Source organism: uncultured Castellaniella sp. (genome assembly GCF_937988725.1).
In the GTDB taxonomy this organism is placed as follows: Bacteria; Pseudomonadota; Gammaproteobacteria; order Burkholderiales; family Burkholderiaceae_B; genus Castellaniella.
Map to the genome: position 1 here is coordinate 1 of NZ_CALKHS010000011.1, position 11365 is coordinate 11365.

An 11365-nucleotide genomic window follows, 5' to 3' on the forward strand; every position below is an offset into this window, starting at 1 on the left:
CGGCGGAGATCTGGCTGGCGGCCGAGGCGATCGAGTCGGCGCCTGTGCGCACTTCGCCCACGGTGTCGTGCAGCTGCTGCGTCATGGTTTCCAGCGCCCGCAGCAGCTGGCCGACTTCGTCCTTGCCGTCGGCCTGGATGTGCTGGCTGAGGTCGCGGCGGGCCACGGATTCGGCCAGATCCACGGCGCGGCGCAGCGGGTGGGTGACGGATCGCGTGACGCGCCAGGCGAAGATCGGGCTGACGATCAGCGCCAGCAGGGCGGCGATGCTCAGGATCAGCATGCCCATCCGGTTGGCTTCGAAGCTTTGTTCGAAGACCTGGTCGGTGTACTGGTTCTGGAAGGCGCTCAGTTGGTCGATGGCGCCGGTGATCTTGCCGCTGAGTTCGGGCATTTCACGATTGAAGAAGGTCTTGGCCTTGCCAACGTCCCAGTTTTCCAGGAATTTGAAGGCTTCGTCGCGTTTCCGGAAATAGAGATCCTGGTCTGCGAGGGCCTGCTTGTACAGCGCGACGGCCTGGGGATGCTTGATCGAGTCGCCCAGCTGCTTGTGGAGGGATTCGATGCGCGCGTCGGATGCCGCCAGCCCTTCCTTGGCCTTGGCCTGGGCTTCCGGATCGTTCATGTTGGTGGCGGCCAGCGTCAGGTTGTTGTTGACCTCGGTCTGGCGGGCCCACTGCAGAATCATGGCGTTGTTGGCTTCGCGCCCCTGAAGCAGCTGATTGGATGCGTTGCTGTCCAGGATGCGCCACAGGCCGATGCCGGCCATGACCGTCAGCAGCAGGATGACGAAGCCGAACCCGATCGCCAGACGGGCGCCGATCTTCAGATTTTTCATGGATGTCCTTATGGTGTTGCCGGCCATCGGGATATCCCGATGGCCGCGTCGCGCCCGGGCGTCGGCCCGCGCGTCTGTCACAACATATTCCAATATTTATCATTTGCTGCCGATATTGCGGTTAACCCGTATCCGCCACAAAGGCGGATGATCGCTCCGACAATGGCGGGCAATTGTTCTAATATAGAAAGCTTGGAGTTTTCCAAAGCCGGAAAACCCCCCTCATCCGCGCCGGCCGCCCGCCGATCCGGGCTGATCGGTTCATGCCAATCGGCCGGCTCACAAGGCAGGCTCTCATTCGGGCTTTCATCATGGACACGCTGACTTCCTCCCCCGCTGTTTTTTCCCAACGCGCCAGGCAACTCACCAGTTCGGCCATCCGCGAAATTCTCAAGATCACCGAACGCCCCGAAGTCATTTCCTTTGCGGGCGGCCTGCCTTCGCCCGAGGGCTTCCCCATCGCGGAATTGCAGGCCGCCTTCGACCGCGTGCTGTCCACCCAGGGCGCCACGGCGCTGCAGTACGGCCGCACGGAAGGCTACACCCCCTTGCGCGAATGGGTGGCGCGGGATCTGTCCCGCGCCGGCGCCCCGATCGATCCCGAGGAAGTCCTGATCGTCTCCGGCTCACAGCAGGCCCTGGACATGCTGGGCAAGCTGTTCATCGATCCGGGTTCGAAAGTGCTGGTCGAGGCCCCCAGCTACCTGGGCGCCCTGCAGTCGTTCTCCCTGTTCGAGCCGCAATTCCAGGCCGTGCCCACCGATGCGGGCGGCCTGATTCCGGAAGCCCTGGATGACGAACTGTGCCGGGATGCGCGCTTCATCTATGCGCTGCCCAATTTCCAGAACCCGACCGGCCTGACGCTGGATCGGGCGCGCCGCCAGGCGCTGGTGGAACGCTGCGCCGCCCTGGGGCTGCCCGTCATCGAAGACGATCCCTACGGCGAACTGCGCTACGGCGGCGAACCCCAGCCCGGCCTGCTGGAACTGGGGCGCGCCGCGGGCGCGACCGTGATCCGCCTGGGCACCTTCTCCAAGGTGCTGGCGCCGGGCATGCGCCTGGGCTACGTGGTGGCGCCGCGCGACATCATCGGCAAGCTGGTGCAGATCAAGCAGGCCACCGATCTGCACACGGCCACCGTCACCCAGATGGCGGTCTACGAAACCGTGCGCAGCGGCTTCCTGGACCAGCACCTGCCCAAGGTCCGCGCCCTGTATCAGCGCCAGTGCGGCTACATGCTCGACGCCCTGCGGCGCTATTTTCCGGCGGACGCCCATTGGACGCAGCCGCAGGGCGGCATGTTCATCTGGGTCACGCTGCGCGAAGGCATCGATACGACCGAATTGCTGCAGCGGGCCATCGCCCGCAACGTCGCCTTCGTGCCGGGCGCGCCGTTCTATGCCGGCGTGGACGCTCCGACCAATACGTTGCGGCTCAGCTTCGTCACAGTGCCCGAAGACCGCATCCGCGTCGGCGTCCAGGTGTTGGGCGAACTGATCGGCCCGGTGGCGTGAGCCCTGATCTGTCCGACATGCGGCACGACGACTGGGTGGCCCGCTGGCTGCCGGCCGCCTGGGGGCCTTACGCGCGGCTGTGCCGGCTGGACCGCCCGGTGGGCACCTGGCTGACGCTGCTGCCGGCGCTGGCCGCCCTGGTGCAGGCCGCCGACGGCTGGCCCACCGTGTGGCGGGTGGTCATCTTTTCGCTGGGCGCGCTGCTGATGCGCGGCGTGGGCTGCACGTTCAACGACATCTTCGACCGCGATTTCGACCGTCGGGTGGAACGCACGCGCTTTCGCCCGCTGACCAGCGGCCAGCTGACGCTGCGCGCCGCGCTGTGGTTCGCCGCCGCGCAGATGCTGGTCAGCGCCAGCCTGCTGCTGGCCATCAACGCCTACAGCCGCTGGCTGGCCCTGGCGCTGGTGCCGCTGGTGGTGATCTATCCTCTGTGCAAACGCTTCACCTACTGGCCCCAGGCGGTGCTGGGCATGGCCTTCAACTGGGGCATGCTGATGGCCTGGACCGACACGCGGGACATCCTGCCCTGGTACGGCGTGGCCATGTGGGTGGGGGCGGTGCTGTGGCAGATCGGCTACGACGCCGTTTACGCCTACATCGATCTGCGCGACGATCGCATGCTGGGTCTGAAGTCCGTCGCCATGCGGTTCGGCGATCGAGGACGCGCCTGGATCGGCGGATTCTATGCCGTCACGGCGGCGCTGTGGACCACGGCAGGCTGGGGCATGGGGATGGATTGGCCATACTATGTCGTCATGGCGATCATCGCGGGTCATTTCGTCTGGCAGATGACGGTGTTCGATGTGCGTCATCCCGAACGCGGTCTGCGGATCTTCCGTTCCAACATGCAGGTCGGCGTGCTGCTCATTGTGGCCGGGCTGGCCGGGACCGTCCTGCCCGTCTAGGATCCGGGCCGATCTCCGGTCCCCGGCTCCCGGTTTTCGATCATTGGCCCGAGGCCCATGCGGCGCGTTCCGGCCGGCCCCGCATTCCCCGGCGCGGCGGATGGGTTCCTTGGCGTCCGCGCGAAATTGCGGCTAGACTGATCCGCAAAGATCAGGGGCTGTCTCCAGGCCCCGGGAGACACCCGAATGGCCGGCAACACCCCCGCAGAAGCGCAACTGGAATTCGACTACGTCATCGTGGGGGCCGGTTCCGCTGGCTGCTTGCTGGCCAATCGCCTGTCGCGGCAGCACCGCGTCCTGCTGCTCGAGGCCGGCGGCCCCGACGACTGGCGCTGGATCCACATCCCCGTCGGCTATCTCTACTGCATCGGCAATCCGCGCACCGACTGGTGCTATCACACGCAGCCCGACCCCGGCCTGAACTACCGCTCGCTGGGCTATCCGCGCGGCCGGGTGCTGGGGGGCTCGTCCTCTATCAACGGCATGCTGTATCTGCGCGGGCAGGCGGCCGATTACGACCACTGGGAATCCCTGGGCAATCCCGGATGGGCCTGGCGCGACGTGCTGCCGCTGTTCCGCGACGTGGAAGACCATCACGCCGGGGCCAGCGAATTCCACGGCGCCTCGGGCGCCTGGCGGGTCGAATCCCAGCGCTTGCGCTGGGCCGTGCTGGACGCCTTCCGGGATGCGGCCGCCCAGGCCGGCATCGAACGCACGGATGACTTCAACCGGGGCGACAACGCCGGTTGCAACTACTTCGAGGTCAATCAGCGCCGGGGCGTGCGCTGGAATGCGGCCAAGGCCTTCCTGCATCCGGTGATGGGGCGGGACACGCTGCAGGTGCTGACCGGCGCCTGCGTCGAGCGCATCGAATTTTCCGGGCGCCGCGCCACCGGGGTCGCCTTCGTCCAGGATGGCCTGCGCCGCCATGCCGTGGCGCGCCGCGAACTGATCCTGGCGGCGGGCGCCATCGGCTCGCCGCAATTGCTGCAGGTGTCGGGCGTCGGGCCGGCCGAACGTTTGCGCCATCTGGGGATTCCGCTGGTGCACGATCTGCCGGGCGTGGGCGAGAACCTGCAGGATCACCTGCAGCTGCGCATGATCTACCGCCTGCGGAAAGGCCTGACCCTGAACGCCCTGGCCAATGCCTGGTGGGGCAAGGCCTGGATGGGCCTGCAGTACGCGCTGTGGCGGCGCGGGCCGCTGTCCATGGCGCCGTCGCAGCTGGGGGCCTTCGCCCGGTCCGATCCGTCCCGCCCCCGCGCCAACCTGGAATACCATGTGCAGCCGCTCTCGCTGGACAAGTTCGGCGATCCGCTGCACCGCTTCCCGGCCATGACGGCGTCGGTGTGCAATCTGCAGCCCAGCAGCCGGGGCTATGTGCGCATCACCTCTCCCAACGTGGCGGATCATCCCGACATCCTCTGCAATTATCTGCAGACTCCCGAAGACCGCGCGGTGGCGGCCGATGCGCTGCGCCTGACGCGGCGCATCATGGCGCAGCCCGCCCTGGCGCCCTATCAGCCGCGGGAATATCTGCCCGGCGACGCCGTCCAGACCCAGGAAGCCCTGGAGGCCGCGGCGGGCGATATCGGCACCACCATTTTCCATCCTGTGGGGACATGTAAAATGGGTGTCGATTCGTTGGCGGTGGTCGACCCCGAACTGCGTGTGCGGGGGGTGGAAAGCCTGCGGGTGATCGACGCGTCCATCATGCCGGTGATCACCTCGGGCAACACCAATTCGCCTACTATCATGATTGCCGAAAAAGGCGCCCGTCTGATCCTGGGCGGCGCCTAGCTGTACCGAACAGGCGCCCGCCCGTCTGCGGGCGGCGCCTGGAATTTCCCCGGGCCTGCGTTGCCGTTCCCAGAAAGCGGCTCAGGCCCTTTGTCTAGCCCCTTTTTTGGACTCGGATATGGTCAGTCACACCGAGGTCGTGGCCAGCGTACTGTTTGCCATCGCCATCATTCATACGTTTTCCGTGCCGGTGTTCGCCCGCCTGGCCAACCAGGGCGGCCGCCATGCCGGCTTATGGCATCTGCTGTCCGAAGTCGAGGCCGTTTTCGGCGTGTGGGCCTGTGCGCTGTTCATCTGGATGGGGCTGACGCTGGGGGTCAAGGGTGCGGTCGAATACCTGGATACCCGCAACTTCACCGAACCGGCCTTCGTGTTCGTCATCATGGTGGTGGCCGCCAGCCGGCCCATCATTGAACTGGTGCATCTGGCGGTGGATGGCGTGGCGCGGGCGCTGCCGGTCAGCAAGGAACTGGCCCGCTTTTTCGTCATCATGACGCTGGTGCCGCTGTCGGGATCGCTGATCACCGAACCGGCCGCCATGACCTTGGCCGCCCTGCTGCTGCGCCAGGCGTATTTCCGCCGCTCGGGACAGGATGGCTTCAAATACCTGACGCTGGGCGTGCTGTTCGTCAATGTGTCCATCGGCGGCGTGCTGACGGCCTATGCGGCGCCGCCCGTGCTGATGGTCGCCCAGACCTTCGGCTGGGACACCGCCTTCATGGCCACGCATTTCGGCTGGCGGGCCGCGGTCGCCGTGCTGTTCAACGGCCTGGTCCTGACCTGGATCTGCCGGCCGTTCCTGCTCAACGGCGACCTGGGCGTGCAGGAAAAGGACCCGGTCCGCGACCCTGTGTCGTGGGTGGTGATGGCCGTGCACGTGCTGTTCCTGGTGGGGGTGGTGCTGGCCTCGCACCACATCAAGATCTTCCTGGCGCTGCTGGTGCTGTTCATCGGCTACGCCCACGCCTACAAGCGCCATCAGTCGCCGCTGCTGCTGCGCGAAGGCCTGATGGTGGGGTTCTTCCTGGCGGGGCTGGTGGTGCTGGGCGGCCTGCAGCAATGGTGGCTGCAGGATCTGCTGGCCGGCCTGTCGCCCTTCGTGCTGTACCTGGGCGCCACGGCCCTGACGGCCGTGACCGACAACGCCGCCCTGACCTATCTGGGGTCGCTGGTGGAAGGCACCAACGAACTGTGGCGCTACATGCTGGTCGCGGGGGCCGTGACGGGCGGCGGGCTGACCGTGATCGCCAATGCGCCCAATCCCGCCGGGTTCTCCATCCTGAAGGGCTGCTTCAGCGACGGCACGATTTCGCCGCTGAAGCTGCTGGGGGCGGCCGCCGTGCCCACGCTGGTGGCGGCCGTCATGTTCCTGTTGCCCAATTCCTTCAGCTAAAAGGACTAAAATCCAGGCAGTTCAGATTTCCAGGACACTGTTGTGCCGATTTATGTCTATCGTTGCAGCCACTGCGGTCATCAGCAGGACGTGCTGCAGAAAATGTCCGACCCGCGCCTGACGGTGTGCCCGTCCTGCGGGCAGGCCACCTATGAAAAGCAGGTCACGGCGGCGGGTTTCCGCCTGAAGGGCTCGGGCTGGTACGAAACCGATTTCCGGGGCGGGAAGTCCGGCTCGCACTCCGAAGGGGTGCTGGGTTCGGCCAGCCCCTCGACGCCGGATAACGGCTCGGGCGCCGCGTCCGGCGGCTCTTCCGCAGGGACGTCGGGTTCGGCCTCGCCGGCCGCCGCGTCCCCCAGCAGCCCCGCGCCGGCCGCCACGCCGGGCTGATGCCCGCTTTGTCATCCATGCGATTTTTCAAGCGCTATTTCGTAACCGGCCTGCTGATCTGGCTGCCGCTGGTGATCACCGTCTGGGTGCTGGTGACGCTGGCCCGCACCCTGGGCTCGCTGGTGCCTTCCTTCCTGTCCCCGGAAGTCCTGTTCGGCGTGGCCATCCCCGGCTTCGAACTGGTGCTGGTGCTGCTCGTCATCCTGGTCACCGGCCTGTTCTGCGCCAATTTCATCGGCCGCGCCATCCTGTCTCGCTGGGAATCGCTGCTGGGGCGCATTCCGCTAGTGCGCTCCATTTATAATTCGGTCAAGCAGGTCAGCGACACCGTGTTCGCGCCCAACGGCCAGGCGTTTCGCCAGGCCATCCTGGTGCAGTATCCGCGCCAGGGCGCCTGGACCATCGGTTTCCTGACCGGCGCGCCGTGCGAAGAAATCGCCGGTCTGCTGGCGGGCGATTACATCAGCGTGTATGTGCCGACCACGCCCAACCCCACCTCCGGCTTCTTTCTGATGATGCCGCGCGCCGATGTCCAGGTGCTCGACATGTCGGTCGAAACCGCCCTGAAATACGTGGTGTCCATGGGGGTGGTGGCGCCGCCCGCGCTGACCCCGCCGCCCACCGTCCGGCCGGCTCCCGCCGCCGACGGCGACGCACCGCAGTAATTTCGAACATCCGCAGCATTGCTTTCAAATATTTCGGAGCCATTCTTGAACCGTACCTGCTATACCGGCGAGGTGTCCAAAGCCCACCTTGACCAGACCGTCACCCTGTTCGGCTGGGTCCATCGCCGCCGCGACCACGGCGGGGTGATCTTCATCGACCTGCGCGACCGGGCGGGGCTGGCCCAGATCGTGGTGGATCCCGACAATCAGGCCGCCTTCGCCACCGCGGAACGTATCCGCAACGAATATTGCCTGCGCATCACGGGTCTGGTGCGGTTGCGCCCCGAAGGCACGCGCAATCCCGAGCTGCTGTCGGGCGACGTCGAAATCCTGTGCCGCGAACTGGAAATCCTGAATGCGTCCGTGACGCCGCCGTTCCAGCTGGACGACGACAATCTGTCGGAAACCACGCGCCTGACCCACCGGGTGCTGGACCTGCGCCGCCCGCAGATGCAGCGCAACCTGATGCTGCGCTACCGCGTATCGATGGTGGCCCGCAATTACCTGGACGCGCTGGGCTTCATCGACATCGAAACCCCGATGCTGACCCGCAGCACGCCCGAAGGCGCCCGCGACTACCTGGTGCCCTCGCGCGTCAATCCCGGCGAATTCTTCGCCCTGCCGCAGTCGCCGCAGCTGTTCAAGCAAATGCTGATGGTCGCCGGCTTCGACCGCTACTATCAGATCACCAAGTGCTTCCGCGACGAGGACCTGCGCGCCGACCGCCAGCCGGAATTCACGCAGATCGATTGCGAAACGTCCTTCCTGGACGAAGTCCAGATCCGCGAGATCTTCGAAGGCATGGTGCGCGAAGTCTATCGCCAGGTGCTGGACGTCGCCCTGCCCGAATTCCCGGTCATGAGCTGGTCCGAAGCCATGCGCCGCTACGGGTCCGACAAGCCGGACCTGCGTGTGAAGCTGGAATTCACCGACATCGCCGACCTGATGCAGGACGTGGACTTCAAGGTCTTCGCCGGCCCGGCGAAAGACCCCGCCTGCCGCGTGGTCGCCATGCGGGTGCCGGGCGGCGCCAGCCTGCCGCGCAGCGAAATCGACGCCTATACGCAGTTCGTGGGCATCTACGGCGCCCGCGGCCTGGCCTACATCAAGGTCAACGACGCGGCCGCCATCCCCGAAGGCCTGCAGTCGCCCATCGTGAAGAACATCCATGCCGACGCCCTGCGCGGCCTGATCGAGCGCACCGGCGCGCAGAGCGGCGACCTGATCTTCTTCGGCGCCGATCGCACGAAGGTCGTGAACGACGCCATCGGCGCCCTGCGGGTGAAGATCGGCCTCAGCGAATTCGGCCGCGCCAACGGCCTGTTCGAAGCCGGCTGGCAGCCCTTGTGGGTGGTGGATTTCCCCATGTTCGAATACGACGAGGCCGAGGGCCGCTATTCGGCCGCGCACCATCCCTTCACCTGCCCCAAGGCCGGTCACGAGGACCTGCTGGAATCCGATCCCGGCAGCGCCCTGGCGCGCGCCTACGACATGGTCATGAATGGCTGGGAAGTGGGCGGCGGGTCGGAACGTATCCACCGCGCCGACGTGCAGACCAAGGTCTTCAAGGCCCTGAAGATCGACGAAGAGGAAGCCCGCGAGAAATTCGGCTTCCTGCTGGACGCGCTGCAGTTCGGCGCCCCGCCGCATGGCGGCCTGGCGTTCGGCCTGGATCGTCTGGTGACGCTGATGGCGGGCGCGGAATCCATTCGCGACGTGATCGCCTTCCCCAAGACCCAGCGCGCCCAGGACCTGCTGGTGCAGGCGCCGTCGCCGGTCGACGAAAAGCAGCTGCGCGAATTGCACATCCGCCTGCGTCAGACGGAAGCAAAATAAGACCGGAGGGCCGGGGCATGTCAGTCGTGCGGGTCGTCAGCTACAACATCCACAAGGGCCGTTCGGCCAGCGGTGGGCGGGAATCGCTGGCGGACCTGCGGCTGGGTCTGTATGGCCTGCGCCCCGACCTTCTGTTCCTGCAGGAAGTCCAGGGGCGCAACCAGCGCCACAACAGCCTGGACGCCCAGCACGAATCGCTGGCGGCGGCCATGCACATGCAGGTCGCCTACGGCTGCAATGCCGTGCGGGTGGCCACCGACCATGGCAACGCCCTGCTGTCGCGCTATCCCATCCTGTATTACGAAAACCAGGATATTTCCGATCACCGCCTGGAACAGCGCGGGCTGCTGCATGGCGTCGTGCAGGTGGAACAGACGCAGGTGCACTGCCTGGTGGTGCACCTGGGGCTGCTGGCCGGCGGCCGGTCCCGCCAGGTGCATGCCCTGGTCGAACGCATCCGGCGGCTGGTGCCGGATTCCGAACCGCTGCTGATCGCCGGGGATTTCAACGACTGGGCCAACCGTCTGGCTCCTCTGTTCGTCGAACAGCTGGGACTGGTGGAGGTCTTCGCCGCCGCTCCCCAGGGAACGGACGAGATCTACCGCCTGCGCCACCGGGTGGCGCAGCTGCGCCAGCGTATGAGCTGGCTGCCGGGGCAGCGGCTGGGCGCCGCGCCCGCCCTGTCGATGACGGGCCATGCCGCCCGCCTGACGCCGCCGCCGCGCACCTTTCCCTCGGTCTTTCCCTGGCTGCGCCTGGACCGCATCTATCAGCGCGGCTTCGCCGTGCGCCGCGCGCGGGTGCTGCATGGGGCGCCCTGGAAGAAATTGTCGGATCACGCCCCGCTGGTGGCTGAACTGGAACTGCCCTGATCCCGGGGCGCCGCGCCGGCGTGTCGCGCCGAAGCGGGGCGGAGCCGTGCCGGGAACTTTCCCCGCCGGTCGCCGTCTAATCCCTGTTACCTGAAAATTAGCACTCTGGCACAGAGAGTGCTAAGATCACCGGGAATGATCCCAAGGATTTTGCCATGAGCCACACTTCGTCTTCCCTGGTGTTGGCGCCGGCCCAGCTCGCGCAGGCCATATCCAACCCGGGCGCCCTGGGCACCATCGATGCCTACATCGGGGCGGTCAATCGCATGCCCATGCTGACGGCCGAACAGGAATCCAGCCTGGGCCGCAGGCTGCGCGACGACAACGATCTGGAAGCCGCCCGCGAACTGGTCCTGTCCCACCTGCGGCTGGTCGTGTCCGTCGCCCGTCAGTACCTGGGCTATGGTCTGGCGCACGCCGACCTGATCCAGGAAGGCAATATCGGCCTGATGAAGGCCGTGCGCCGTTTCGACCCCGATCGGGGGGTGCGTCTGGTGTCCTTCGCGGTGCACTGGATCCGCGCCGAAATCCATGAATACGTGGTGCGCAACTGGCGCCTGGTGAAGATCGCCACCACCAAGGCCCAGCGCAAACTGTTTTTCAACCTGCGGCGCATGCGTCCGGACGGCCACACTCTGGCGCCGGACCAAGTGTCAGACATCGCCCGCGAACTCGACGTGCGTCCCGAAGACGTCTCCGAAATGGAAGTCCGCCTGTCGGGCGGGGATTGCGCCCTGGATGCGCCGGCCGACGACGAAGACCGCTACGCCCCGATCGCGTGGCTGGCCGACGACAGCCAGGAACCGGCCCAGGTGCTGGCGCGCCGCAGCATGGATGCCCTGCAGAGCCAGGGCCTGGCCGACGCCCTGGACACGCTGGACGACCGTTCGCGGCATATCGTGCAGGCCCGCTGGCTGGCCGACGATGGCGGCGCGACCCTGCACGAACTGGCGGCGGAATACGGCATTTCGGCCGAACGCGTCCGCCAGATCGAAGCCGCCGCGCTGAAGAAGCTGAAAACCGCCCTGGCGGATCGGCAGCCGGACTTCATGGCCGCCTGACCCCTCGGGGGGTGGATACGTTTTTTTACGCTTTGGGGCCGGCGGCGACTGAACTTTCGCTGGAACCGCGGGACTAAGCTGACATGGA

At 66.4% G+C, this 11365-nt stretch carries 10 protein-coding genes; 9 read left to right on the forward strand and 1 reads right to left on the reverse strand.

The annotated features are described in order from the left end of the window. On the reverse strand, positions 1-838 hold an 838-nt coding region (locus Q0263_RS17125; protein ID WP_298019234.1), incomplete at its 3' end, for a HAMP domain-containing protein. Between the two features lie 311 nt (positions 839-1149). Here Q0263_RS17125 and Q0263_RS17130 point away from each other — a divergent pair. The 9 genes from Q0263_RS17130 to rpoH all read left to right on the forward strand — a co-directional run bounded on the left by Q0263_RS17130 (position 1150) and on the right by rpoH (position 11277). Continuing rightward, positions 1150-2352 carry a PLP-dependent aminotransferase family protein gene (locus tag Q0263_RS17130; protein WP_298019237.1) on the forward strand — a complete coding sequence of 401 codons (1203 nt, stop codon included), beginning with the start codon at positions 1150-1152 and terminating at the stop codon, positions 2350-2352. 17 nt (positions 2353-2369) lie between these two features. Then, positions 2370-3260, forward strand: coding sequence for a 4-hydroxybenzoate octaprenyltransferase (gene ubiA, locus Q0263_RS17135; RefSeq protein ID WP_298019364.1), 891 nt, complete (start codon positions 2370-2372; stop codon positions 3258-3260). Positions 3261-3446: 186 nt separating this feature from the next. Beyond that, positions 3447-5060 carry a GMC family oxidoreductase N-terminal domain-containing protein gene (locus Q0263_RS17140; RefSeq protein ID WP_298019240.1) on the forward strand — a complete coding sequence of 538 codons (1614 nt, stop codon included), beginning with the start codon at positions 3447-3449 and terminating at the stop codon, positions 5058-5060. A gap of 118 nt (positions 5061-5178) precedes the next feature. Next, positions 5179-6453: a putative Na+/H+ antiporter gene (locus tag Q0263_RS17145; RefSeq protein WP_298019244.1), complete on the forward strand. Its 1275-nt coding sequence runs from the start codon at positions 5179-5181 to the stop codon at positions 6451-6453. A 42-nt stretch (positions 6454-6495) separates the two neighbouring features. Then, positions 6496-6843 (forward strand): FmdB family zinc ribbon protein, encoded by a 348-nt coding sequence (locus Q0263_RS17150; RefSeq protein WP_298019247.1) that lies wholly within the window; start codon positions 6496-6498, stop codon positions 6841-6843. A 17-nt stretch (positions 6844-6860) separates the two neighbouring features. Beyond that, positions 6861-7508 carry a DUF502 domain-containing protein gene (locus Q0263_RS17155; RefSeq protein ID WP_298019249.1) on the forward strand — a complete coding sequence of 216 codons (648 nt, stop codon included), beginning with the start codon at positions 6861-6863 and terminating at the stop codon, positions 7506-7508. Between the two features lie 45 nt (positions 7509-7553). Continuing rightward, positions 7554-9344, forward strand: coding sequence for an aspartate--tRNA ligase (gene aspS / locus Q0263_RS17160; RefSeq protein WP_298019251.1), 1791 nt, complete (start codon positions 7554-7556; stop codon positions 9342-9344). Positions 9345-9361: 17 nt separating this feature from the next. Beyond that, on the forward strand, positions 9362-10216 hold the full coding sequence (locus Q0263_RS17165; protein ID WP_298019253.1) for an endonuclease/exonuclease/phosphatase family protein: 855 nt from the start codon (positions 9362-9364) through the stop codon (positions 10214-10216). Between the two features lie 155 nt (positions 10217-10371). Continuing rightward, positions 10372-11277, forward strand: a complete 906-nt coding sequence (rpoH, locus tag Q0263_RS17170) for an RNA polymerase sigma factor RpoH (protein WP_298019256.1) — start codon at positions 10372-10374, stop codon at positions 11275-11277. Positions 11278-11365 lie beyond the last annotated feature (88 nt).

Bases quoted from the DNA above. Each gene is read 5' to 3' on its own strand.
- Q0263_RS17140 (WP_298019240.1), top strand. From the start codon at position 3,447: ATGGCCGGCAACACCCCCGCAGAAGCGCAACTGGAATTCGACTACGTC.
- Q0263_RS17130 (WP_298019237.1), top strand. From the start codon at position 1,150: ATGGACACGCTGACTTCCTCCCCCGCTGTTTTTTCCCAACGCGCCAGG.
- Q0263_RS17165 (WP_298019253.1), top strand. From the start codon at position 9,362: ATGTCAGTCGTGCGGGTCGTCAGCTACAACATCCACAAGGGCCGTTCG.
- Q0263_RS17145 (WP_298019244.1), top strand. From the start codon at position 5,179: ATGGTCAGTCACACCGAGGTCGTGGCCAGCGTACTGTTTGCCATCGCC.
- Q0263_RS17155 (WP_298019249.1), top strand. From the start codon at position 6,861: ATGCGATTTTTCAAGCGCTATTTCGTAACCGGCCTGCTGATCTGGCTG.
- ubiA (WP_298019364.1), top strand. From the start codon at position 2,370: ATGCGGCACGACGACTGGGTGGCCCGCTGGCTGCCGGCCGCCTGGGGG.
- rpoH (WP_298019256.1), top strand. From the start codon at position 10,372: ATGAGCCACACTTCGTCTTCCCTGGTGTTGGCGCCGGCCCAGCTCGCG.